Source organism: Mucilaginibacter sp. P4_A11 (assembly GCF_056402535.1).
Genome location: NZ_JBFUHE010000016.1, coordinates 76,277 through 102,032, shown reverse-complemented (window position 1 = coordinate 102,032; position 25,756 = coordinate 76,277). Strand labels below are relative to the sequence as shown.

Genomic DNA, 25,756 nt, shown 5'->3' with positions numbered 1-25,756 from the left:
TTTATTTGAATCAAAGGAGGCAAATATTATAGGCACGGCTACTGTTTTTTACTTTTCCTCTTTTTAGAAGCCTCGGCCAGCGGGTTAAATTCAAGGCACAGGTTAATCCAGTAGTTTAAATCTTTGCTGGTTTGCAGATTGAAGTCCTCAACATATACATAGCCTTTCATCACCCGCTCACCGCTTAGCATCTGATTGCAATTGCCTTTTTCAAGTTCAAGCTGTGCTTGCTGTTCGCCTATACGACATAAAATATCGTTGTTACGTACGCAAACGCAAAGCTTGTCATCGACCATAAAACAAACTCCCTGAAACATTTTCTTTTCTTCCACTACGGGCAGATTCATTAATGCCTCACGGATGCGATCGGCCATCTTTTCATTGTAAGCCATAGCGTATATTATTTCACGCAAAGGCGCTAAGCCGCAAAGTTTAATTGACTACGGCGCCTTTGCGTGATGTAATTATTGTTAGTTTTTATCAACGAATTTATAATTAGCCTCATTGTACCTGTCGCCGGTGTTGGGGTATTTGGCTAAAACAGTTTCAATGTCCTGTAGGTCAGTCGCTGTTAGTTCCACATCAACCGAGCCTGCGTTATCCAGCAGGTATTTTCTTCTTTTTGTTCCGGGGATGGGGATAATATTATCGCCCTGGGCCAAAACCCATGAAAGTGCTAATTGAGCTGGTGTACAATGTTTTTGAGCGGCAAGCTGTGCAAATTCATGAGCCAGGCCCATATTGTTTTCGGCATTAGCATCCTGGTAACGGGGAAGGCTTTTCCTGAAATCATTATCGGCCAGTTTAGTTACATCCAATGCATTGGTCACCAAACCGCGCACCAGCGGACTAAACGGCACAAATGAAATCCCGAGCTCTTTGCAAACAGGTAATATTTCAGCCTCAACATCGCGGGTTAATAATGAATATTCGCTTTGCAAAGCGCTGATAGGATGTACTGCATGTGCGCGGCGAACAGAGTTGGCAGAAGCCTCAGACAAACCAAGGTATTTTACCTTACCTTCTTTTACCAAATCGGCCATAGCGCCAACCATATCTTCAACGGGTACGTTCGGATCTATACGGTGGGCATAGTACAGATCGATCACATCTGTTTTTAAGCGTTTAAGACTTTTTTCAACTGCTGTTTTGATATAAGCAGGAGAGCCGTCAAATTCGGTTAACCTGCCATCGGTACCGGCCCGGAAACCAAATTTGGTAGCGATGAAGATCTTATCACGATTAGGTGCCAAAACTTTTGATATCAGTTCTTCATTACGGCCATTGGCATAAACATCGGCAGTATCCCAAAAGTTAATACCTATTTCTATCGATTTTTCGAGGGTTGCTATTGATTCATCATCATCCGGCTGGCCGTAGGCATGGTTCATACCCATACAGCCCAACCCAATGGCCGAAAGTTCAACTTCAGTGTTTCCTAATTTCCTGTATTTCATAGTTTGGTAGTGTTGTTATTATATCAAAGTACGTGAAATAACAAAAGCATATCAACCTCCATTTATAAATATTATGTAAGGTTATGCACTGCCGGCGGTAAAATATTTGTTATGCCGATTAAGTTTTTCTGAGTAATTTGAAAAAAAATCGCACGCTTGTCCAATTCAAGCAAACCTGATCGTCTTTTGGTTTTTAACCATTAAATTCAAAAAAACATGAACGAGTTCTTATTGATCTTCAGAAGAGATGTAGAAGCCAGCGCGGCACAGCGGTCGCCAGAGCAAATGCAAACCATGATGAATTACTGGCGCGAATGGATTGGCGGTATTGCCGCACAAAACAAGCTTGTTGCTGTTGGCAACAGGCTTGATACCAATGGCAGCGTGATAAAACCGGACAATGTGGTAACAGATGGCCCTTATGTTGAAGTTAAAGAAGCCATAGGTGGTTACAGTATTATCAAAGCGTCATCGCTGGAGGAAGCAACCGAGCTATCAAAAGGCTGTCCGATATTATCGGTAGGGGGCAGCGTTGAGGTACGCCCCATCATACCTATGGAAGTATAAATTATTTGCAGCCTCCCATACGCGGGAGGCTGCTTGCTTTATGATGCAGCAAGATCAGCTTTTACCACATTTGTTCCGCTCCGAATATCAAAAGATAATAGCGGTACTATGTCATTATTTCGGTTTTGAACATATAGAAGCCGCCGAAGACATCGCCAGCGATACTTTCCTCACAGCTGCCGAAACATGGGGGATCAAAGGATTGCCGGATAATCCTAAAGCATGGCTATATACCGTGGCCCGCAACAAAGCAACCGATTATGTACGGCGCGGCACAAGGTTTAACCAAAAGATAACTGAAGGATTTGTTGCCGAGGATAATTACGAAGTTGAGATCGACCTTTCCGACCAAAACATCAATGACAGCCAGTTACAAATGATGTTTGCCATTTGTAATCCGGTACTCCCGGTCGAGGCGCAGATTGGCCTTGCGTTAAGGATCCTCTGCGGTTTTGGGATCGAGGAAATTGCGGAAGCCTTTTTATCGAACAAAGAAACCATTAATAAACGCTTGTTTAGGGCTAAGGAGAAGCTGCGGGAACAAAAAGTAAAGATCGTTTTTCCGGAGCCGGTCTATATTGTTAACCGGTTGGGCATTGTATTGAAAACTCTGTACCTGTTATTTAATGAAGGTTATTATTCCAGTTGCCAGAGTACCACGTTACGTAAAGACTTGTGTTTAGAGGCTATGCGGCTCAACTATCTCCTGATTGAAAATAAGCAAACCAACCTGCCCGAAGTAAACGCTTTATTATCGTTGATGTGTTTTCATGCCTCGCGCTTTGATGCTCGGATAGATGACAATGGCGAAATGATCCGCTATGATGATCAGGACAGAATGCTTTGGAATGATGAGCTGATAGCAAAAGGAAAGCATTATCTCAACGTTGCATCTAAAGGGAACGAAGCCGGTAAATACCATATTGAAGCCGCCATTGCTTATTGGCATACGGTTAAAACAGATACTGCCGAAAAATGGGAAAATATATTAATGCTATATAACAGGTTGCTTATTACCGCTTACTCACCGGCAGCGGCATTGAACCGGGCTTACTCCTTAGCAAAGGTAAGAGGGAAGGAGAACGCCATTATTGAAGCCGAGAAATTAAAGCTGGATAGTAATCACCTGTACCACGTATTATTAGGTTATTTGTACACTGATGTCGATAATGAAAAAGCGGTGTCACATTTGCAAACCGCCTTAAAACAGGCAAAGACCCCGGCAGATAAAAGCAGGATATGGAAGGATCTGAACGGCTTGTTATCAAATGAGCATAAGTAGCCGAAGCCTTGGATTTATATTCTATTCATCAGGCGTTAAATAAAAAACGTCATTGCGAGGCACGAAGCAATCCCAAACTGTACAGGGCGGACCTGCTAATAGGTGATTGCTTCGTGCCTCGCAATGACGCTTTTTTCTTTAAAGACGCTTTCGAACAGCTTCTTAATTAACTACCTTAAAATCAGCAGTCAGCTTTTCATCTTGTGAGCTGCTGCCCAATACCAGCTTGTAGCTACCAGGATAAAGTTTCCATTTATGAGTGGCCAGATCCCATTTTTGCAGATCCTGAACAGGGATCTTTAAGGTAACTGAACCTTCTTTATCCTGCTCCAGGCTGACGCGTTTAAAGCTTTTTAACTCTTTAACCGGCATTCTGTCGATGTTGGGATACTTGATATAAGCCTGCACCACCTCATCGCCATTAAACTTGCCGGTATTTTTAACATTTACAGTCACAGCAACGGTATCAGCTTTTTTATAAGTAGTTTTCAATTTGCTGCCAAGGGTGTAGTTAAACGTTGTATAACTTAAACCAAAACCAAAAGGATACTGTACGGGGCCAGTGTAATAGCGGTAAGTACGGCCTTTCATATTATAATCGCTGTAGTCGGGCAAATCGCTCATATCTTTATAAAAAGTAAGCGGCAGGTGACCTGACGGCGAAACATCGCCAAAGATGATATCAGCCAATGCGTTACCACCTTGTTCGCCAGGATACCAGGCAAATATAATGGCATCGGCATAAGGCTCAATGGCCGATACATCAACATCGCTGCCCGCAGTAATTACGGCTACAAGTGGTTTGTTTTTTACGCTTTTGCGTAGCTCTTTCATAAATGCAATTTCGCTGGCAGGCAGGCTCAAGTTCTTTTTGTCGCCGCCGCTCTCAGATAGGAAAGCATCACCTGCTTCACCCTCTAAAACAGGGGAGAGACCTATCACCGCAATGGTAGCATCGGCGTTACCGGCTGCCCAGGTCCCACCCAAGTGGGTGGTATCTTTATAATCACAGCCCAGGTCATATTCTACGCGGGTAGCTTTGTCAACCGCGCCGGTAATGCCTTCAACAAAGTTGATCACCTTGCTGCTGGTGCCATGATAGTTGGCTATCATAGCATCAAGTGAAGCAGCGTTTGGTCCAACCACCATAATGCTTGAGTAGCTGCTTTTTTTGAATGGCAAAACATTATTGTTGTTCTTCAATAATACCATGCTTTGCTGTGCTACTTTACGGGCTAATACTAAATGCTGATCATTATGAACACTATCGGCGCCGTAACCATGATATGGGTTAGCTGCCGGATCATCATAAAAGCCCAGCTTAAATTCGGTACGTAAAATGGCACTCAGGGCCTGGTCAACATCTTTTTCAGTAAGCAGGCCCTGTTTAATTGCTTTGATGCCATCGTTTTGCAAAATAGATGAGCAATCCAGGTCAACGCCGGCTTTGATAGCGGCTGCAGCTACTTCAACTGCGGTTGGCAGTGTTTTGTGGGTAAGGTAAACATCATCCAACGCACCACAATCGGTAACAACATGGCCGTTAAAACCCCATTCTTTCCGCAGGATATCGGTAAGCAGCACTTTATTGATAGAATTTGGTACGCCGTTAACACGGTTGTATGCGCTCATTACCGATTCAACGTGGTTTTTAACTAACTCGTGAAAAGCATACAGGTAAGTTTCGCGCAGGTCTTTTTCATCAACTTTTGCGTCAAATTTATCGCGGGTGGCTTCCGGACCGCTGTGTACAGCAAAGTGTTTTGCTGTAGCTGATGCTTTCAGGTATTTAGGATCATCGCCCTGTAAGCCTTTAACAAAGGCGGAGCCCATGCGACCGGTTAGGAAAGGGTCTTCGCCGTAAGTTTCCTGTCCGCGGCCCCAGCGTGGATCACGGAAGATGTTGATGTTGGGTGTCCAGAAGGTGAGTCCCATGTATTGCAGATGCCTGTCCTGCGCAATAGCCAGGTTATATTTTGCACGTGCTTCGGTTGATATGGCAGTTGATACCTGCTTTAAAAGGTCTTCATTAAAGGTAGCCGACATGCCAATGGCCTGCGGGAATATGGTTGCCTCGCCGGCACGGGCTACGCCGTGTAAAGCTTCGTTCCACCAGTTATAGGCCGGAATGCCCAAACGGGGCACAGCCTGACTACGGTAGCCTAACAGGGAGATTTTTTCTTCAAGAGTTAATTTCGATAAAAGGTCTTTTACACGTAAATCAATCGATTGCGAAGCGTCTTTGTAAAAAGAAACCTGCGCATTTGCGGTAGAAAATTTTAGTAACGCCGCAAGCGCTACTAAACAGCATAGGAGTTTGTGTTTTATGGTGGAAGCCATCTTGTATTTATTTATTTATTTTTTGAGTTTAAAGTTAACATTTATTCCGTAAGTATGCGTTGGCGGAAGGCTTGCCCCCTCAATTCCGGCATATTTTATATCCGGAGAAAAGCCCGATTCAGGGTCGATATTATCTGATCTTTTCATGATCGTCCAAAGGTTTCGGCCTACTAATGAAAAGGTTATGCCCTCAAATGGCGTTTTATTTAAGAAGCCCTTTGAAAATGTATATCCAAAAGTAAGCTGTCGCAATTTAATGAAGCGGCCATCTAAAACATTCAATGCCGAAACACTTTGGGCAAGCGCCTGGTAATAGGTTTGCGCGGGCACAACAACCGTGTTTTTATCACCATTGGCATTTACACCATCACCAATAACACCGGTTTCCCTCCCCGGCAGGGTAAGCTTATTAAAGCCCCTGTAAATGCTGTTGTAATTTGTGGCCGAAAGTATTTTGTTCCCAAACCTGTAATCAATCAAAAACGACAGATTGAAATTTTTATAAGTGAAATTGTTATTGAACCCGCCGTAAATGTTTGGTACTGCGCTGCCCATCGGTACCCGCGGACCAGCCTGGGGTAATCCGTTACCATCAAAAATGATCTGGCCTTTATCGTTACGGAGGTATTCATTGGCCATAATTTGCGGGCCTGGTAAGCCTTTAACCAATGCTGTGGCTGCATTAAGCGGGCGGTAAGTGCCAAAACTTATGTTAGCCGATTCAGCAGTACCATCTGTTTGGAGGATCTTATTTTGTACGTAAGTGAAGTTAAACGATGGCGACCAGTTAAAATTGGGAGTTTTAAAAGGTGTGCCGTTTAGCGAAACTTCAATGCCGTTATTTTGGGTTGAGCCTGTTGGTATAAACCGCCGGGCAAAGCCCGTTGCCAGGTCAAGATCACCCTTAATAATCTCATTCCTGGTTTTACGATGGAAGTATGCCACATCAATACCCAACCGTCCGTTCAAAAATTTCAGATCGGTACCAATCTCAGTTTCTGTAAGTGTGTACGGTTTCAGGAAAAGATTTGGTAAGCTGTCGTTAAAACCACCAGAAGGTACACCATTTACAGGATTATTAATGGTGTAATATTGCGATGTGATATATACATCGGTAGGTTCACCGCTGGTTTGGGCATATGATAAGCGGAGTTTTCCAAAATCAAGTCCGGGTACGTGTACAAGATCTGAAAACAGGATACTTGCTGATACTGATGGCGTAAAAATGCTACGGTTTTCAACTGGGAGGGTTGAATAAGTATCATAGCGGCCGGTGGTGGTTAATGTCAAAAAGTCCTTTAACGAAAAATCAACCGAATAATAAGTTGAATGGGTTTCGGAACTTTTATAATCATAGCTGCTGTTTTTGGTAGACAAATTGGTATAGCTATAAAAATCGGGTACGATAAACGGGCCTCCGAAAAGACGCGTATATTCATAGCTGTTTTTACGAAGATTGGCCCCTGCAGATAAGTCAAAGCTGAGCATTTTTTTTATAATATCGTGTTTAGCACCTATCAACAGGTCGGCATTTAATTCAGAACGTACTGTAGATGATTGTTCATCCATCGAACCAGCTCCTCCGGGCGAATAGGCCGTGCCGGTAGGGGTAATCGTTAATCGTTTATCGTATAGCACATCATCGCCTAAACGTGCCTGGGCATACAGCCAATCTTTAATATTGTAGCGTGCGGTTATGGCCGATATGAGACGGTTGCGGCTTATATTATTAACAAATTTATTTACAGCAAAATAAGGATTGGTCACGAATGTATCTCCTGTCCATCGTAGTTCGTCGCCATTTGAATCATAGCCCGGCACCAGGGCTGCCTGGTTTTCGTTGGCAGCAAGGTATTGAATGTTATTGGGGTTAAGGGGGCCATCGCTCAGATTGGGTTTAAGATTTGATGACTCGTCTATATAATTAGCAATAACGCTAACATTGAATTTATTGGTAATTCCCTGTGTCGCAGTTAGGTTTACCGTTTTGCGATTAAGTCCGCTGTTGCGGATGATGGAGCCGTTTCTGAGATCGGAAACAGACAGGCGGAAAGCCCCCGTTTCATTACCGCCATTAAAAGCTACGGTATTGGTATATGTATACCCGCGACGGTAAAACATATCAATATTATCGGTAACTGCCGAGTAGGGGTAGTATTTGCCGTCAAACTGGATAGTTGGTTTGCCATCCAGTTTTTCGCCCCAGCCAAAATTACCAGATGTTATAGCGTTATTCACGCTTGCCGGTCGTATGCCATACAAACCTTGTCCGTAAACTGTTTGGTAATCAAAGGTGTTGATAGCTTTATCTGTTTGGTAGTTGGTATTAAACTCAACGCCAAACCCTGAGTTTTTTTTACTGGTTTTAGTAGTGATCAAAATAACACCGTTAGCAGCTCTTGCCCCATATAAAGCCGATGCTGCCTGGCCTTTCAATACGGTCATACTTTCAACATCATCGGGATTGATATTGCTTATGCCATCGCCAAAATCGGCGCCGCCCCACTCATTGGCCGCCCCGCGCTGAGTGTTATCAATGGGAACGCCGTTAATAATAAAAAGCGGAGCGCTTGCACCAAAGCTGGTAACCCCCCTCAGCAGGATCCGTGCTGATGACGCGGGCCCGCCATTAACACCGCTGATACTTAAACCGGCTACGCGGCCTTCCAATGAGTAAGCCACGTTTGATTCTTTGGCTTTGTCAAGTACATCGCCGCCGATGGTTGTTACCGAATATCCAACTTTTCTCTCTTCTTTTTTTATGCCAAGAGCGGTTACCACAACCTCGCTTAAAATATTGCTTGTGGTAAGTGTAATTTTAAGTGGAATTGTGCCTGATAATTTTACATCTCTGGTAACGTATCCTATAAAGCTGATTATCAGTGTTGATTGATCAGGGGCTTCAAATGAAAAGGCACCTTGCAAATCGGTAGAGGCACCCATGGTTGAACCTCGCACCCTAACCGTAGCGCCGACAAGTGGTGCCCCATTTTCATCAACAACAACACCTGTTACTTTAACTACATTAACTATTTCATCAACCGGGGCAATTACTATCAGGTGATTGGCAAGCTCGGTATAAGCAAAACCTGAGTTGGCTAAAATTTTATCCAAAACGCTTTTAACATCTTCGTTATCAACGTTTATGTCAACTTTGTTTAACGCGGGAATTTTCCTTTCACTGTAAACAAAATGATAAATGCTTTGATGTTCGATGGTTGATATTACCTTTTTAAAATCGGCTGATTTTAAATTAATAGTGACACGGGTTTGGGAATATACAGTTAATATAGCCAGTAAATTGAAGAGTAATATTAACGTAAACCGTATTTTCATTTATACCGATAACCTAAACCTGTCGCCAACATCCATTGGGGATGCCTAAATTTACATAAATTTTATAATTAGCACAGGTAATAGTGCAAAATGAACGGATTGATGTGTAACAATTATAAATATTGCAAATAATATCCGGAGGAATTGAGAAAAGACGGTACGTTTTGGCGTATTACTGTAGTAGATGATTAGTAAATGTAAATGATGGAGTTTTTAATTTTATAATGAAAATCCTCAGTAATGCGTAACGCATCAAGTGCCTGGTTAATGGTTTCCTTTTCATAAGTGCCGGTGAAACGGTACTTTTTCATTTCATCATTTTTAAATTTGATCTCAACACCATACCAGCGTTCCATGCGGGCCGCAAGATCGGTAAAGCTTTCATCTCTGAAAATGAGCTTATTCTGCGTCCATGAAGTTTCTAAAACAGCATTGTCGTCCTGGTGAAGGCGGGTAAAGCTGGTTAAAACATACTGCGTACCCGCACCACTGTCGGTAGCCGGAGTAAGCTTCGTTTCTTTTTTACGAACTGTAGTGAATGACCCCTTTTTTACAATGAGCTTTTCACTTGGCTTTAAAATTATCCTATCCGAAGGGCGATCGTCAAGTGTAACTTCAATAGCGCCCCTGATCAGGGTAGTTTCGCTCGATGGATCATTTGGATACGATCTAACATTAAAAGCAGTACCCAGTACCTTAATGTTCATTTTTTCAGTATGGATAATAAACGGATGTTCATGGTCTTTGTGTACATCAAAAAACGCTTCGCCGCTTAAAAAAACTTCGCGGGTTTTGCCTGTGAAGTTTGTGGGGTACTTTAATGAACTTTTTGAATTAAGGGTAATACGCGTACCGTCAGATAAAGTGATGGTTGATTTTTCCCGGACGAAAGTATTTTTATTTTGCCAGGCGCTGGGTGATGCATTTGCCATTTCGTGACCCGAAGCAACCATCTTTGTATAAAAAAGATAAGAACACCCTGCTATTAAGGCAACTGCCGCCGCAGCGCGCCAAAGGTAATATATAGAGCCCTTTTTAGTAGTAGTTGCTATGGTTGTTGCAGGTTCGGTAACCTCCTGGGCCTTAATTTTTGATTTTATTTTTTGAAAGGCAAGCGCATTATCTGCATATGCTGCATCGTTATGTTTCCAATAAGCAGAAAGGGCTTCGTATTGTTCACGAAGAGAAGCGTCATTAGCTAAGCAATGCAGAAGTTCGTTATTTTCATCAGAGCTGATCTCGTTTGACAGTTTTTTGCCTGCCAGCTCTATAAATTTATCATTGCCCATCGTAAAATTGCATCCTTTTTATGATAGGACAACTTATTTAGGTTAATTACCTACAAGTGTAAAAAAAATAATTGAAAAATCACAATTATAGATCCTAAAATGTTGATTACATTGGTTTTAGGCGTATTTTCGTTATGTTTATTATATTGTGTTAAAACGACACTAAGTTTCTTGATTGCTCTGAAAAGCTGGGTTTGTACCGTACGGGGCGAAATATTAAGGATTTCGGCTACCTCTTTATACTTCATTCCATCTTCTTTTATCAGCCTGAAAACAATACGGCATTGTTGCGGCAAACCAGCTATCGCCTGGTCCATCCGGAAGATAAGTTCTTTGTTTTCTATTTCCTTTTGCGGGTTATAAGTATTTACAAATTCAACCGAATTGGTTTCATCAATTTGTACGAGGTGAATGGTGGAGTATTTTTTGATGTGGTTTAGCGATTGGTTTTTTACCGCTACAAATAAATAGGTTTCGGGGTTTTGAATTTCGGTGAGGTTTTTACGGTTAAGCCAACACTTTACAAACACGTCCGAAACTATTTCTTCGGCAATCTCCCGCTGATGCACGTACAACACGCAAAATTTAATTAGCGAGTTGTTAAGGACATGGAAAARGAGCTCAAAGGCGTTCTCATCGTCATTGTTGCAAATGAGTTTCCATAATTTTAGCGTATCAACTTTTCTGTCTCTCAAAACCGAAGATTTTTAATTAATCAACTAAATTTAAAACTTAATAATGGTGTAACAATAATAACATATTAAAACCGAAAAATAAAATTTTATGATGTAAGTTGCGATGTTTTTTAAAAAATTTTAAAAAGTGTGTAGGCAATACACCATATAATATTGTCAGTAATTTATAAAATAAAAGCTTGATGAAACGATTATTTACGGTATTTCTTTTGGTTTTTGGATGCTTTGCAGTGGTTGCTCAACAACACAATATGTCAAAGCAGTATGTTCCTGCCGGCGACCCGGCGGTTGAGCAAAAAATTGCAAACTGGCAGGATCTTAAGTTCGGTTTGTTTATGCATTGGGGTACGTATAGTCAGTGGGGCGTAGTTGAAAGCTGGAGCATTTGCCCTGAGGATGAAGGCTGGACACAACGCCGCGGTCCGTATGGAGCTACTTATAATGGATATAAAGCGGCGTACGAAAATTTGCAAACCACTTTTAATCCAACCAAATTCAATCCCGAAAAATGGGTGAAGGCCGCCAAGGATGCCGGTATGAAATACGTGATCTTCACTACTAAGCACCATGATGGTTTTTGCATGTTTGATACTAAAGAAACCGATTATAAGATCACAAGCAGCAAAACGCCTTTTTCAACCAATCCAAGAAGTAACGTAACTAAGGAGATCTTCGACGCTTTCAGGAAAGATAACTTTATGATAGGGGCTTATTTCTCCAAGCCCGACTGGCATACCGAAAATTACTGGTGGCCTTATTTTCCGCCAAAAGACCGTAATGTAAACTACGATCCTAAAAAATACCCGGAACGCTGGCAAAAATTTAAAGATTTTACCTATAACCAGATAGGCGAACTAATGAGCGATTACGGTAAAGTTGATATTTTATGGCTTGATGGGGGATGGGTACGTCCTAAAAGCAGCGTTGATACAACTATCGACTGGCAGCGTGGGATAAAGTTTGACCAGGATATTGATATGCCAAAAATAGCTGCCATGGGCCGCCAAAAACAACCGGGACTTATTGTGGTTGACCGCACCGTGGCTGGCAAATATGAAAATTACACCACACCCGAGCAGGAAGTGCCCGAAGTGCCGCTTGATCATCCCTGGGAAAGCTGCATAACCATGGGTAACTCATGGAGCTACGTTCCCGGCGATCATTATAAATCGGTACAGCAAATTGTACAGTTATTAGTGAAGATCGTATCGCGCGGCGGTAACCTGTTGATGAACATCGGCCCCGGCCCTGACGGCGATTGGGATCCTGTAGCTTACGAACGTTTGCAAGGCATCAGCCGTTGGATGAAGATCAACGGCGAAGGGATTTACGCAAGTCAGTCCGTTGCGCCGTATTCAACAGGTAATATATACTATACAAAAGCTAAAAACAGCAATACGATCTATGCCTTTGCTCTGAGCGATCAGGAGAAAGTAGTTTTGCCTGCTACAGTATCTGTAAAACTAAAGGATATCAAAAAGGTAAAAAAAGTTACCCTGCTTGGCAGCACACAAAGCCTTAAATGGAAACAGGTGGCTGATGGTATTGATATCAGCATCCCTGCAAAGCTGCAACAGGCAAGCGGCCTTAATGAAGCGGCAGGTTTTAAAATAGTATATTAAATAAGTTATTTAGATACTTTGATTATAAATGTCGTTGCGAATACCTATCAGGGAAATTCTGGAAAAATCGTGATGACGTGTAAAATATATTTTAGCGATGCTGTGCGGGGGCGCGTTAGTGATAGGAGCGGATACCGGCCTTGTGGCTAATGCCTGTGCAGTATGAGCGGATAGCACGGGCCGCAGGCAACGCCCATGTTTGTAATTAATCAATTAAATGTATTTAATAATCAATGACTTATAATTACGTCATAATAAGGCACGAGGCAATTCTCGAGTACCAGGTCCGCCCCGTATAGTTCGCGATTGCTTCGTCCCTCGCAATGACGGACGTTTTAACAGACAAAATACCACACAAAATAGCCAAGTTTTTACAGCTAAATTGATTTGGCAGTTTTTAATTTTGATCATTCATCCAATCCAAATAAATGACAACAACCCGTTTTGCAGGCAGATCTGCATTGTTTAAATTTTCATTAGTGTTATCAATCATTGCTTCAGGCGTTTACCAGAACGCGGAGGCGCAAACCGGTTATGAGCTTAACAGTGGCTGGAAATGCACCTCAATGAATAGTGTTAAGGATAACGGCACAACTATATCCCAACCAAATTATGATTTGGCTGCCTGGAACCCTGCGGTTGTTCCCGGCACTGTGCTTACAACCCAGGTGGCTAATAAACAAGTGCCTGACCCTTTTTATGGGATGAACAATGAAAAGATCCCTGATATTTACAAAGTAGGCCGTGATTATTATACCTACTGGTTTGCTAAGGATTTTAAAGAAACTGCACCAACAGGCAGCAACCAAACATACCTTAACTTTCGTGGTGTAAACTACAGTTGTGATGTTTTCCTGAATGGGCACAAACTAAACAGTAAGCTACATAAAGGCATGTTTTTGCGTCAGAGCTATAACATTACCAAATGGTTGAGCAAAAACGGCAATAACCGTTTGGCGGTAGTTGTTTATCCTCCCGATGTTGTTGGTAACCCCAACGGTGGTCAGGGCGGCGATGGTACCATTGCCCGTGGCGTAGGGATTCAATACACCGCCGGTTGGGACTGGATCCAGCCTATCCGCGACCGTAACACCGGTATCTGGGATAAGGTGACCATTGAACATACAGGTGCTGTTGTCATTAAAGACCCGCATGTGGTTACGCTGGTACCAGGTGTTCGCCAGCCGGAAGGCGCACAGCAACCTGCTATTGTACAGGTATCAGCCGAGCTTGAAAATGCTACAAGCGCTGCTGTTAGCGGTACTTTACAATATAATTTAGATGGTAAGCTGGTATCTCAGCCTGTTACACTGAAAGCAAATTCAAAACAGGAAGTTAAACTGGCCGATTACAGCCTTAAAAATCCTAAGCTTTGGTGGCCAAGTGGCTACGGTCCGCAAAATTTGTATAAGCTTAATTTGCAGTTTGTAACTGGTGGTAAAGTATCCGACCAAAAAAATATTGAAGTTGGTGTACGCCAGATCACTACCGAATGGAATAGCAAAACCGAAAGCCGCCAGGTTAATGTGAATGGGCAAAAGATATTTATTAAAGGTGGTAACTGGATCATATCCGATCAGATGCTCCGCTTTACAGATGCCCGTTATGATGCCGAAGTTCGTTTTCACCGTGATATGAACCTGAATCTGATCCGTGTTTGGGGTGGTGCGCTGATTGAGCGCCCAGAGTTTTATGAGGCTTGCGATAAATACGGGATGCTGGTTTTCCAGGATATGTGGGGATCGGGAGATTGTAATGGCCGTTGGACAGATCCGATGAAATTGGACGATCAATGGACCCGCCGTAAATATCCTGATGACCATGATCTTTATTTAAAATCAGTTGCCGATCAGGTTAAACTGGTACGTAACTTCCCGTCGCTGGCTATCTGGTGTGGTGGCAATGAGATCACTCCGCCTGAAGATATTTTTGCAGCCCTGCGCGATACGATTATGCCTAAGCTGGATAACACCCGCTGGTTTATCCCTTATTCAAACTCCGAAGAAATGTCGCGCAATGTACAGGGCGGCAATGGCGATGGTCCTTACGGTATCCAAAGCCTTACAACTTTTTGGGATTATAAAACTTATCCCTTCAATTCGGAAGTGGGTTCGGTTGGTGTAAGCGATTATGAATCGTTAAAGCGCTTTATCCCTGCCGAAAACATGGTTCTTCCTCAATATGATGCCTCAACCGGGAAAACAACAATGGATCCGGTTTGGGATTATCATAAATATATTGGTTATGATGGCTCTATCGATAAATACGGTAAAGCAAAAAATGTTGAAGACTTTGCAACCAAGGCTCAGCTGGTAAACTATGATCAGTACCGTGGCCTTATGGAAGGCTTTAGCTCACATATGTGGGATTGGTACACCGGTACTATTATCTGGAAAACCCAAAACCCATGGACAGCCATGCGCGGCCAGATGTATGATTATTATCTTGACCCTAACGCCTGCCTTTACGGTTTACACAACGGCAGTGAACCTCTGCACATCATGTATAATCAAACAGATGGTATGGTGATGGTAGCCAACAACACCTTTAAAACGCATAGCAATATGCTGCTGGTAGCCAAAACCTATGATATGGATGGCAAGGAAAAGGTATTAACACAGGTTTTTGCAGATGTAACGCCGACTACCACCAAAAGATACCTGTCGCTTAAACACGAGATTGAAAAGGAAGCTAAGGACAAAGGCCTATTTCTTTGCCTGCAATTGCTTAAGTCGGACAAAGAAGTGATCAGCGAGAATATTTACTGGCTGCCTGATGCTAGAGGTGATTTTTCTGGTCTGCAAAAAATGCCTGCCGGTAATTTAGGAACCACGGCTAAATACCTGAAAAATGGTAAGGTTGAAGTAACCCTGACTAACGAAGGAAACGGCGCACTGGCATTTTTTAACCGCCTGTCATTAGTTAATGCCGAGAGCAAACAACGGATCCTTCCGGCGTTTTATAGCGATAATTATGTAACTGTATTACCGGGTCAAACCAAAAAAGTGGTTATCGACCATAATCCGGGTGCTGATAAAAACCTTGCGGTAACCATTGGCGGCTGGAACGTAACTGAAAGAACTATATCTATCGACAAATAACAAACAGAAGAGAATGAAAAGTATTTCAAAATATTTGTCGGCTGCGGCGTTGATGCTTGCCTGTGTCGGTAGTGTTGATGCCCAGGAAACAGCGGCAAAATTTCCGTTAATTCCATATCCTGCACAGTTAACTGCCGGCGAAGGCTCGTTTGTCATCAACGCACAAACCGGGATTGTAACCTCCAATGCTTTTAATACGGAAGCTTATGCCCTGAAAGATCTGCTTCGTAAAGGCTTAGGTAAACCCGTTGAAGTGAGCAAGGTAAAAAAGGCGCATGCCATTAACCTGGTTTACGATGCAAGCATAACTACCCCCGAAGCTTACCGGATGAGTGTTACTCAGGAGCAGGTTGTGATCCGTGCAAAAGACCCTGCCGGTGTATTCCACGCGGTAGAAACCATCCGCCAATTATTGCCTGTTGGTATTGAAGCTGGCGTTGTGCAAAAGCAGCTTTCGTTGCCTGTTGTGGTTATTGAAGACGCACCGGTTTATGAATGGCGCGGTATGCACCTGGATGTATCGAGGCATTTCTTTTCGGTAAGCTACCTCAAAAAATTTATCGACAGGATGGCTTTGTACAAGATGAACAAGCTACACCTGCACTTAACTGACGACCAGGGCTGGCGCATCGAAATAAAAAAATATCCGCTGCTTACTGAAGCCGGTGCATGGCGCACTTTCAACAACCAGGATTCGGCCTGTATGAAAAAGGCCAAGGACAATCCTGATTTTGTGATCGATAAAGAGCATATCATCCAAAAAAATGGTAAAACCATGTATGGTGGTTTTTATACCCAGGAGGAAATGAAAGGCGTTGTAGCTTATGCTGCTGCACGTCACATTGACATTGTTCCTGAAATTGATATGCCGGGGCACATGATGGCGGCCATTAACTCGTACCCGTTTTTAACCTGCGATGGTGAAAATAAATGGGGCGACCTGTTTACCAAACCTATCTGCCCTTGCAACGAAACAACCTTCGAATTTGCTGAGAATGTATTCAGCGAGATCATGCAGATCTTCCCGTCTAAATACATTCACATTGGCGGCGACGAAGTTGACCGTACCAACTGGGGGAAATCGGATGCCTGCAAAGCCCTGATGGCCAAAGAAGGTATCAAAGACTTGGCCGGATTGCATAGCTATTTCATTAACCGCATGGAGAAATTCTTTAACTCCAAAGGGCGTAAACTGATTGGTTGGGACGAAGTAATTGAGGGTGGCATCAGCCCAACGGCTATTATTATGTACTGGCGTACCTGGGTGCCTGATGCGCCGGTAAAGGCTGTAAAGAACGGTAACACTGTGATCATGACACCGGGCGAACCGCTTTATTTTGATAACCAGCCTGATCAGTATTCGATAAGCAAGGTTTATCATTTTAACCCTGTGCCTAAAGTGCTGAACGCCGAAGAAGCAAAATCAATTATAGGCGCCCAGGCTAATCTCTGGTCGGAAATGATCCCTTCCGAAAAACGTGCCGATTACATGTACATGCCACGTTTAACCGCTTTGTCCGAAATGCTGTGGACGCACAAGGAAGGTGAATATGATTCATATCTTAAGCGTTTGACAGAGCAATACAAAAGGATGGATGCGCTGAAGATCAACTATCGCCTGCCCGACCTGCCTAACCTGCTTAACGAGTATGTGTTTACAAATGAAGGCAAACTGAGCATAACCTCACCACTGCCAAGCCTTGCCATTCGTTATACTACAGATGGTACTTTGCCGGATGTTAAATCGCCGGTATTGCCATCGCCGTTAACTATCACGAAGTCAGAATTGGTAAGGGTTGCCGCATTTACACCGGCCGGTACCCGTGGTGATGTTTACAACCTGAACTATACGCAACAGCAAATGCTTGGCCCGGTAAAAATTGCCCCGCCAAAACCTGGGTTGAATGCCACTTACTACAAAGCGTTTTTTAAACAAACCGCTTTGATGAAGGATGCAAAAGTTGACAGCACATTTACAACCGATAAAATTGAAGTGCCAGCAACAGTAAAAGCCCCATCATTTGGTATCACTTACAAGGGTTACATAGATGTGCCAACCGATGGTATTTACAGCTTTTACCTAACCTGCGATGACGGCGGTGTGCTGTACATTGGCGATAAAGTTGTTGTAAATAACGATGGCAACCATTCGGCCCAGGAACGCAGCGGACAAGTTGCACTAAAAATGGGTGCGCATCCGTTTAAGCTTGATTTTATTGAAGGTGGCGGCGGCTTTAAGTTGTTGCTGAAATATAGTGTTAATGGCTCGGCCCCGCAGGATGTGCCGTCGTCATGGTTTAAAAACTAATAACCAATTATGAAAAAATTTACAGGCATTGCCTTATTGTTATTAACCGCCGGCTTAAATGGCTTTAGTCAAACTGCTCCTAAACCATATGGTGTATTGCCCACGCAGGGGCAGCTTAACTGGCAGGAGACGGGTATGTATTGCATTATCCACTATGGTGTTGATACGTATACCAACAAGGAATGGGGCTACGGCGACGAAGACCCCAAGATCTTTAACCCATCACAATTCAGCGCACTGCAGATCGTAGCTGCGGCAAAGGCCGGTGGCTTTAAAGGTGTTGTAGTGGTTGCTAAACACCACGATGGTTTTTGTATCTGGCCTACCAAAACTACTGAACATAATATCAGCAAAAGTCCTTACAAAAACGGTAAAGGTGATATGCTGAAAGAATATCGTGAAGCTTGCGATAAGTTAGGCATGAAACTGGGCCTTTACTGCTCGCCATGGGACAGGAACAATCCAAACTACGGCACCGCCGAATATGTAAAGATCTATCGCGAACAGCTGAAAGAATTATACACCAACTATGGCCCGCTGTTTATTTCATGGCATGATGGCGCCAACGGTGGCGATGGCTATTATGGCGGCAAACACGAAGTAAGGAAAATTGACCGCTCTACTTATTATGGTTGGGATACTACCTGGGCCATTACCCGTAAGCTGCAACCCAATGCGGTATTATTTGGCGATGTTGGCCCCGATGTGCGTTGGGTAGGCAATGAGGAAGGTCATGCAGGCGAAACTTGCTGGGCTACCTATACCCCTCATGCACCGGACGAAGGCAAGATCCCTGCTAATGGTTATGTAAAAGATTACGAAGGCACTGAAGGTACCCGTAACGGTAAATACTGGATGCCTGCGGAATGCGATGTGTCGCTGCGTCCCGGATGGTTTTATCATAAAGCACAGGATGAAGGCGTAAAATCGCCTTACACCTTGCTCGATCTTTACTACAAAAGTGTAGGTCGCGGCGCAGCGCTCGATTTGGGTTTATCGCCCGATCCGCGTGGTATTGTTAACGAGATAGATGTTAAATCATTAACTGAGTTTGGTAACCTGCTGAAACAAACCTTCGCGGTTAATTTGGCGAAAGGTGCAACCTTAACTGCAAGTAATGTACGTGGTGGTAACAAAGCCAAATTCGGTCCGCAGTTTTTACTGGATGATAGTCGTTACAGCTATTGGGCTACTGATGATAAGGTAACCACGCCAACTTTAACCATCGATCTGCATTCGCCAAAAACATTCAATGTGATCCGCCTGCGCGAAAATATCAAGCTTGGGCAGCGTATTGAAGCTGTTGTTGTGGATGCTTATGTAGATGGTAAATGGGAGCAGATCGGGGAGGCTACCAGTATTGGAGGCAACAGGCTGATCCGTTTAACACAAAATATAACTGCAAGCAAACTAAGGTTGAGGATCACCGCATCGCCGGTGGCTATTGCTTTGAGCGATTTCGGCATCTATAAAGAACCTGTTCATTTAACAGCGCCAAAAATCTCACGCAACAAAAAGGGCGAAGTAAGCATCACCACCGAAGCCCCTGTAAGTGCTATCCACTATACGCTTGACGGACATGAACCAACGCTGAGCTCACCTGTTTACAGCAAGCCATTTACGATGAATGAAGGCGGAGTGGTTAAAGCCCGCAGTTTTGAGGGTAAAGATCAGCAAAGCGAAAGTGCTTATGTTTCTTTCGGCTACGCTAAAACCGATTGGAAGGTACTGGATGCTACTGCTGCTAACGATGGCTGGGGAAAAACAGAAAACGCTTTCGACGAAAATACAGGCAGCCTTTACAGTACGCTGAAAAAAGAAGATGCGCAATTCCCGCAGCAGATCAGTGTTGATCTGGGTAAAGAGCAAAAGATAAAAGCATTCGGCTATTTACCAAGGCAGGACAAACAGGCCGACGGTATAGTGGACAGCTATGTGTTTTACGTTAGCAAAGATGGCAAAACCTGGGAAAAGGTAGCTTCGGGCGAGTTTGCCAATATTAAATCGAACCCTATTGAACAGCCTGTTGTTTTAAAGGAGGCTATCACGGCAAGGTATTTTAAATTTGAAGCCGCACATGTAATTGCAGGTAATGGAATTACCGTGGCCGAATTAAGCGTATATTAATAATCTATTAAGTATTGAGGTTTACTTTGCAGGCAATATAAACCTCAATACGTCATTTAAATAAAGAATGAAAAAACAACTCGTTTTGGCCGGCTTGCTGGCCCTGGTTAATTTAAGTTCCCAGGCACAAAGGCATCAATCGCAGCCTATGAAAAAGGCCGGCGGTTTAACACAATATGTCGACCCGTACATCGGCACCGGTTTTCACGGGCACGTTTTTGTTGGCGCAAGTGTGCCATTTGGGGCAGTGCAGTTGGGCCCAACAAATATTTCTGAAGGCTGGGACTGGTGCTCGGGCTATCATATTTCTGATTCAACCATCATCGGCTTTCAGCATACGCATTTAAGCGGTACAGGTATCGGCGATTTGGGCGATATCTCCTTTATGCCAACAACAGGACCTATCAACGTGTACAAAGGCAGCAATAAAAACCTTAAAAGCGGCTATGTATCGCTATTCAGCCATAAGGATGAGGTTGTAAAACCCGGCTACTACAAGGTAAAGCTTAAAAAATACAATATCGGCGTTGAGCTTACCGCCAGTACCCGTGTTGGGATGCATAAATATACTTTCCCTGCAACGAAAGATGCACATATCCTCATCGATTTGCAGGAGGGGATAGGCTGGGACAGGCCAATGGATACCTACATTAAACAGGTGGATAAGAATACCATTTGCGGCTATCGTTTTTCAAAAGGCTGGGCAGATGATCAGCGGATTTATTTTACCGCTGTATTTTCAAAGCCTATTAAGACGTTTGCGGTTTACGATAGCACGGCTAATGTAAAAGGTACTGAGCTTAAAGGCGTAAAAGTGAAAGGTGTTATCAGCTTTGCTACCACCAAAGGTGAGGTTGTTTATGCTAAAGTGGGGATTTCGCCGGTAAGCGCTGAGAATGCCATGCTTAATATCAAAGCTGAAATACCGGGCTGGGATTTCAATAAAGTAGTTACTGATGCAGACGCAGCCTGGAATAAACAGTTGCAAAAGATCACTATCAAGGCAGATTCATTATCACAGATGAAGAAGTTTTATACGGCCTTTTATCATACTATGATAGCGCCATCTATCTTTAATGATGTTAACGGCGAATACTGGGGAACCGATAAAAAAGTACACAAGAACGAAGGTTTTAACAACGTAACCACGTTTTCATTATGGGATACCTACAGGTCAAATAACCCGCTGTCAACTATCATCCACCCCGAGCATGTGAACGATATGATCAACTCTATGCTGGCTATTTACCAGCAGCAGGGCAGCTTACCGGTTTGGCATTTAATGGCCAATGAAACCAATTGCATGGTGGGTTACAGCGCGGTACCTGTTGTTGCCGATGCTTTGTTAAAAGGTTACAAAGGTTTTGACGCTAATTTAGCCTACGAGGCTATGAAAACCACCGCCATGGGCGATGAGCGCGGGATCAAATACGTTAAAAGATACGGCTATATCCCGGCAGACAGCAGTCGCGAATCAGTATCAATGGGCCTTGAATATGCCATTGACGACTGGAGCCTGGCGCAGGTAGCTAAAAAAATGGGCAAGGCTGAGGATTATGCTTATTTCAGCAAACGTGGTGCCTACTACAAAAACTATTATGACGCGAAATCTGGCTTTATGCGTGGCCGTTTATCGCAGGATGCATGGCGTACACCTTATAGCCCGTTCATTTCTATCCATGAAACAGGTGACTTTACCGAAGGCAACGGTTGGCAATACACTTTCCTTGTTCCGCAGGATGTGGAAGGCCTGATCAATATGCTGGGTGGGGTTGATAAGTTCAATACAAAATTGGATTCATTGTTTATCGCCCAGGGCGATATGGGTAAATTTAAATCGCCTGATGTATCAGGTTTAATTGGCCAGTACGCTCATGGCAATGAGCCAAGCCACCCGATGAGCTACTATTACGCCTACTCAGGCAAACCATGGAAAACAGCTGAAAAGGTGAGGTTTATCCTGGATGATTTTTATACCGATAAACCGGATGGCATTATTGGTAATGAAGACGTAGGGCAGATGTCGGCCTGGTATGTGTTATCAGCTGTTGGTTTTTACCCGGTTAACCCGGCTAACGGTCTGTATGTATTCGGTAGCCCGGTAGTTAATGAGGCTACATTGCAATTACAGGGTAATAAGAAATTCCATGTAGTGGTTAAAAATAATGGACCTAAAAACAAGTATATCCAAGCTATGACCCTTAATGGCGCTGATTACACCAAAACTTATATTAAACATACCGATGTGATGGCAGGCGGCGAATTAGTTATTACCATGGGCGATAAGCCTGGAACCGTTTGGGGTGTTGGGGAGGCTAATAAAGCGGTTTCGGTGCTAAAGTAAAAAGAAATACATATTCCTTCCTGTCATTTCGACGAACAGTGGGTAGGGAGATCCTTGGGGCGAGGAGAAATCTTCTACGCGTGATTTGCAAACTGCTAAGTCGCGCATAGAAGATTTCTCCTCGCCCTTTCTTTTAGCCTACGCTTCATTCGTCGAAATGACAGGGGAGTGAAATATCTTCATACTATAAATCCCTAATTAAAACTTAATCTCCTCTCCGCATGTTATCTTCCCATGAACCGTCTCCTCAAAAAGCTCGAAAAAATTGGCCGCGACCCCAAGATTACCGCAAAAGCGGTTGGCCTGCGCTATGTGTCCGACTCATCTCCGGGTTATACCCGCAAAAAATCGGGTAAAGGTTGGAGCTATTATGATGCGGACGGCGCTTTGGTAAAAGATAAAGATCTGATTACAAGGTTCAATAAACTGGTGATCCCGCCGGCGTATACCAATGTTTGGATCTCGCCCTACGACAACGGGCATCTGCAATTTACAGGTACGGATGTTGCCGGGCGCAAGCAATACCGGTACCATGCCCATTGGAACCAGATCCGGAACCAATCCAAATATCACAGGATGCAAACCTTTGCGGCGCACCTGCCTGCCATTCGCGAGCAGGTGGATAAAGATCTGGCGAGGCGTAATCTCGATCATGAAAAGGTGGTTGCGCTGGTAGTACGGCTAATGGAACTCACCAGTATCAGGGTAGGGAATGAATCGTACAAAAAGCTTTATGGTTCATTTGGTTTAACCACGTTGCAAAACAGACATGTGAAGGTTGAAGGCTCAAATCTTAGGTTTGAGTTTAAGGGTAAAAAGGGTGTTTTTCATAAAGTGCAGTTACAAAGCCGCAAGCTGGCCCGGCTGGTGAAGCAATGCAGGGATATTCCCGGGAAGGAGCTTTTTCAATATTATAATGAAGATGGTACCAAATGCAGCGTAGGCTCGGGGGATATCAATAGTTACCTGCATGAAATTACCGGTGAAGATTTTACGGCCAAGGATTTCCGTACCTGGGCTGGCAGCGTAAGTGCGCTATATGCGTTTAAAGAGGCCGGAGAGTTTGGCAGCGTTACAGAGTGTAAAAAGAAGATAGTAAGTGTTTTGGATGAGGTAGCTATTAACCTGGGGAACACGCGTACTGTTTGTAAGAAGTACTACGTGCACCCATCGGTTATTAAAAGTTATGAGGAAGGAACCATTTTTAAATATATCAGCGGGCTTGATGAACGCGAAGATGTAAAAGCCGCCGAACTTAATATTGCAGAGAAAGCTTTACTCAACCTGCTGGAAACGGAAAAACTGGCCGAGGCCAGTTGACAGTTGATTGTGTTTATGGTTGCTTAAGAGAGTGGTTATTTCTATTTAACAATTAACTGATCTTACTGAAATAAAACTACTCACATAATCCAACCTAATCAACCAATTACTTTTTACGGGTGCCTATAACAACTACACCGTCTTTAGCTTTATCGCCATATTTTTTTGTGGCATCATCGCCTTTGAGTATGGAAATGCTTTCCACTTTATCAGAATCCAACTTTTTGAGTGCATCCATTGTGCTGTTTTTGCCATCTATAATCACCAGCGGGTCTTTACCGCCATTAGTTACAATACTCAATCCATTCACCTTGATTGCCTTGACATTTGCTTTTTTGCCGTAACCGGTAACAACAACATCACCGCCTCTGGCTACTACATCATCATCGTCGGATGTTATGCTGTACGACATAGTTGTCGGTTTTGCTTTTACACCATTAATAGTTACTGTACTACTATTGCTGCTACTTGCCGTGCTGCTGAGCGCTTTCACTACAACAACGCTTTTAATATTCTTCACATCAACGTTTTTAGTAACCGGAGCAACAGTTACTACATTAATATTGTCATTAAGTACAGTATAGCCGTTTAGATTGGTACTAACTTTTTTAAAAACAATGCTGGGGACGTTTTTCTCGAGCTCATCCTTATTGGGGGCGTCTTTAGTAATTATGTAAGCCACTTTAACTGGCATGTCCTCTTCAGTTTTTGCAAACTTCCGTGCGTTATCACCTGTCAGGATATACATGTTTTCGATTTTTGTTGGGTCGAGGTTTTTACCGGTAGATACCACGCCATTTACAACAAATACCAATGAATCTTTTTTAACGTCGCTTATTATCCTGAGCTTTTTGCTGGTGTCATTTAACGCGGTTAATGCAGCAGCAGGGGTAAGCGGAGCTAATGCTACTTTTGGAAGTACTATCGGTGCAAGAGTAATTGCAGCTTTAGTAGACTTAGTTTTTAAAGCCGCTTTTGGAGTTTTGGCGGTTTTGGTGGCTTGTTTAACAACCTCGTCGGGGTTGATGTTAATGATCCTGGCCAACGGCTGCACTGCATTGGCAAGGGTGATCCTCACGGGTTTGGCAAAATCAGCTTTTGAAATGCTGAATACCAGTAACAGGGCCATTACGGCCGGCACTACGAAAGCGTAGCGGGTGAGGTTAAGTTTCGACGATCTTTTCGCGTTCATCATGATTATCCGTTTTTTTATAGTTGAAATATTGAAATGGTTTACAATGCCGGGTTGAGTGTTGCTAAAGCTCACGTTCACCAAACTGTATTGGTAAGTTTTACTGTCCACACCGTTTTTAAGGATTTTGCGGTCGGTGATAAACTCAATGTTTTCCCTTACCGCCCTTTTAATAAGCCAGATGCCGGGGTTAAACCAATAAAAGATACTGCTTAGTTCAGCTAACAAAATATCAGCAGTATGCCATTGGTTCACGTGCACCTGTTCATGCAGCAGGATTGATTTGAGATCGGCAGGTTCATGTTTGGCCGGGTTTACATAAATGCTTCGCCAAAAAGAAAATGGTGCCGCATCTTTGTCCATTACCCTAACTAAATGTTCGCCTATGTATTGAGGTTGTGAGTTTTTATACAATCGTAACAAGGATAAAAGCTGTAAAGCCAGGCGGATGAATAGCAAACCGGCACCTGTCCAGAAAATAACACTCAGCCAGTACCAATAATCAATAGCCTGGGCAGGCTGGTTAACCAGTTGTGCCGTCGATTGCCAGTTAATGGCGATCTGCTGGATAGGTTTAACAAGTTCTTCGTGCCGCTGTACAAAGGCCGAGAAATTGATTTGCGGGTAAATGCTTGCAAACAAGATGGCTGCAAGCAAATAGATCCGGTTAAGTGTATAAAAGGTGAGGGGCCTCAGCACCAGGTAATAGCCCGCACAAAACAACAACAGGGCTATGTTAACTTTTAATAAAAAAACAAATGTAGCCGGCATGATCG

General features: G+C 43.4%; 15 protein-coding genes. 8 read left to right on the top strand and 7 right to left on the bottom strand.

Features of this window, described 5'->3' with window-relative positions:
• Positions 1–38: 38 nt before the first annotated feature.
• Both AC1DUD_RS25310 and AC1DUD_RS25305 read right to left on the bottom strand, forming a co-directional pair.
• A complete protein-coding gene (locus tag AC1DUD_RS25310; protein ID WP_477379652.1) occupies positions 39–392 on the bottom strand; it encodes a TfoX/Sxy family protein in 354 nt (117 codons plus the stop codon).
• A 78-nt stretch (positions 393–470) separates the two neighbouring features.
• Positions 471–1,457 carry an aldo/keto reductase gene (locus tag AC1DUD_RS25305; protein ID WP_477379650.1) on the bottom strand — a complete coding sequence of 329 codons (987 nt, stop codon included), beginning with the start codon at positions 1,455–1,457 and terminating at the stop codon, positions 471–473.
• Between the two features lie 216 nt (positions 1,458–1,673).
• On the opposite strand from AC1DUD_RS25305, the gene AC1DUD_RS25300 reads away from it, so the two are divergent.
• Both AC1DUD_RS25300 and AC1DUD_RS25295 read left to right on the top strand, forming a co-directional pair.
• The gene (locus tag AC1DUD_RS25300; protein WP_330859252.1) at positions 1,674–2,024 is read left to right on the top strand and encodes a YciI family protein; all 351 of its coding nucleotides are present in this window, start codon (positions 1,674–1,676) and stop codon (positions 2,022–2,024) included.
• A 40-nt stretch (positions 2,025–2,064) separates the two neighbouring features.
• On the top strand, positions 2,065–3,306 hold the full coding sequence (locus AC1DUD_RS25295) for an RNA polymerase sigma factor (RefSeq protein ID WP_477379647.1): 1,242 nt from the start codon (positions 2,065–2,067) through the stop codon (positions 3,304–3,306).
• 162 nt (positions 3,307–3,468) lie between these two features.
• On the opposite strand, the gene AC1DUD_RS25290 is transcribed toward AC1DUD_RS25295, so the two are convergent.
• The 4 genes from AC1DUD_RS25290 to AC1DUD_RS25275 all read right to left on the bottom strand — a co-directional run bounded on the left by AC1DUD_RS25290 (position 3,469) and on the right by AC1DUD_RS25275 (position 10,966).
• A complete protein-coding gene (locus tag AC1DUD_RS25290) occupies positions 3,469–5,646 on the bottom strand; it encodes a glycoside hydrolase family 3 N-terminal domain-containing protein (protein ID WP_477379645.1) in 2,178 nt (725 codons plus the stop codon).
• A 15-nt stretch (positions 5,647–5,661) separates the two neighbouring features.
• Entirely contained in the window at positions 5,662–8,982 is a 3,321-nt protein-coding gene (locus AC1DUD_RS25285; RefSeq protein ID WP_477379643.1) for a SusC/RagA family TonB-linked outer membrane protein, read from the bottom strand.
• A 188-nt stretch (positions 8,983–9,170) separates the two neighbouring features.
• Complete coding sequence (locus AC1DUD_RS25280; RefSeq protein WP_477379641.1) at positions 9,171–10,271, bottom strand: FecR family protein; 1,101 nt, start codon at positions 10,269–10,271, stop codon at positions 9,171–9,173.
• Positions 10,272–10,321: 50 nt separating this feature from the next.
• The gene (locus AC1DUD_RS25275) at positions 10,322–10,966 is read right to left on the bottom strand and encodes an RNA polymerase sigma-70 factor (protein WP_477379639.1); all 645 of its coding nucleotides are present in this window, start codon (positions 10,964–10,966) and stop codon (positions 10,322–10,324) included.
• 182 nt (positions 10,967–11,148) lie between these two features.
• Here AC1DUD_RS25275 and AC1DUD_RS25270 point away from each other — a divergent pair, with 182 nt between their 5' ends.
• The 6 genes from AC1DUD_RS25270 to AC1DUD_RS25245 all read left to right on the top strand — a co-directional run bounded on the left by AC1DUD_RS25270 (position 11,149) and on the right by AC1DUD_RS25245 (position 23,788).
• A complete protein-coding gene (locus AC1DUD_RS25270; RefSeq protein ID WP_477379637.1) occupies positions 11,149–12,588 on the top strand; it encodes an alpha-L-fucosidase in 1,440 nt (479 codons plus the stop codon).
• Positions 12,589–13,016: 428 nt separating this feature from the next.
• A complete protein-coding gene (locus AC1DUD_RS25265) occupies positions 13,017–15,689 on the top strand; it encodes a glycoside hydrolase family 2 protein (protein WP_477379634.1) in 2,673 nt (890 codons plus the stop codon).
• 13 nt (positions 15,690–15,702) lie between these two features.
• Positions 15,703–17,997 carry a family 20 glycosylhydrolase gene (locus AC1DUD_RS25260; protein WP_477379632.1) on the top strand — a complete coding sequence of 765 codons (2,295 nt, stop codon included), beginning with the start codon at positions 15,703–15,705 and terminating at the stop codon, positions 17,995–17,997.
• Positions 17,998–18,006: 9 nt separating this feature from the next.
• A complete protein-coding gene (locus tag AC1DUD_RS25255; RefSeq protein ID WP_477379630.1) occupies positions 18,007–20,124 on the top strand; it encodes an alpha-L-fucosidase in 2,118 nt (705 codons plus the stop codon).
• 67 nt (positions 20,125–20,191) lie between these two features.
• The gene (locus AC1DUD_RS25250; RefSeq protein ID WP_477379628.1) at positions 20,192–22,468 is read left to right on the top strand and encodes a GH92 family glycosyl hydrolase; all 2,277 of its coding nucleotides are present in this window, start codon (positions 20,192–20,194) and stop codon (positions 22,466–22,468) included.
• A 234-nt stretch (positions 22,469–22,702) separates the two neighbouring features.
• Positions 22,703–23,788, top strand: coding sequence for a DNA topoisomerase IB (locus AC1DUD_RS25245; protein WP_477379626.1), 1,086 nt, complete (start codon positions 22,703–22,705; stop codon positions 23,786–23,788).
• Between the two features lie 106 nt (positions 23,789–23,894).
• On the opposite strand, the gene AC1DUD_RS25240 is transcribed toward AC1DUD_RS25245, so the two are convergent.
• Positions 23,895–25,751, bottom strand: a complete 1,857-nt coding sequence (locus AC1DUD_RS25240; protein WP_477379624.1) for a M56 family metallopeptidase — start codon at positions 25,749–25,751, stop codon at positions 23,895–23,897.
• Positions 25,752–25,756 lie beyond the last annotated feature (5 nt).

What these genes read in the sequence shown, in the direction of transcription:
- AC1DUD_RS25310 (WP_477379652.1), bottom strand. Translation starts at nt 392, where the DNA reads ATGGCTTACAATGAAAAGATGGCCGATCGCATCCGTGAGGCATTAATG.
- AC1DUD_RS25305 (WP_477379650.1), bottom strand. Translation starts at nt 1,457, where the DNA reads ATGAAATACAGGAAATTAGGAAACACTGAAGTTGAACTTTCGGCCATT.
- AC1DUD_RS25300 (WP_330859252.1), top strand. Translation starts at nt 1,674, where the DNA reads ATGAACGAGTTCTTATTGATCTTCAGAAGAGATGTAGAAGCCAGCGCG.
- AC1DUD_RS25295 (WP_477379647.1), top strand. Translation starts at nt 2,065, where the DNA reads ATGATGCAGCAAGATCAGCTTTTACCACATTTGTTCCGCTCCGAATAT.
- AC1DUD_RS25290 (WP_477379645.1), bottom strand. Translation starts at nt 5,646, where the DNA reads ATGGCTTCCACCATAAAACACAAACTCCTATGCTGTTTAGTAGCGCTT.
- AC1DUD_RS25285 (WP_477379643.1), bottom strand. Translation starts at nt 8,982, where the DNA reads ATGAAAATACGGTTTACGTTAATATTACTCTTCAATTTACTGGCTATA.
- AC1DUD_RS25280 (WP_477379641.1), bottom strand. Translation starts at nt 10,271, where the DNA reads ATGGGCAATGATAAATTTATAGAGCTGGCAGGCAAAAAACTGTCAAAC.
- AC1DUD_RS25270 (WP_477379637.1), top strand. Translation starts at nt 11,149, where the DNA reads ATGAAACGATTATTTACGGTATTTCTTTTGGTTTTTGGATGCTTTGCA.
- AC1DUD_RS25265 (WP_477379634.1), top strand. Translation starts at nt 13,017, where the DNA reads ATGACAACAACCCGTTTTGCAGGCAGATCTGCATTGTTTAAATTTTCA.
- AC1DUD_RS25260 (WP_477379632.1), top strand. Translation starts at nt 15,703, where the DNA reads ATGAAAAGTATTTCAAAATATTTGTCGGCTGCGGCGTTGATGCTTGCC.
- AC1DUD_RS25255 (WP_477379630.1), top strand. Translation starts at nt 18,007, where the DNA reads ATGAAAAAATTTACAGGCATTGCCTTATTGTTATTAACCGCCGGCTTA.
- AC1DUD_RS25250 (WP_477379628.1), top strand. Translation starts at nt 20,192, where the DNA reads ATGAAAAAACAACTCGTTTTGGCCGGCTTGCTGGCCCTGGTTAATTTA.
- AC1DUD_RS25245 (WP_477379626.1), top strand. Translation starts at nt 22,703, where the DNA reads ATGAACCGTCTCCTCAAAAAGCTCGAAAAAATTGGCCGCGACCCCAAG.
- AC1DUD_RS25240 (WP_477379624.1), bottom strand. Translation starts at nt 25,751, where the DNA reads ATGCCGGCTACATTTGTTTTTTTATTAAAAGTTAACATAGCCCTGTTG.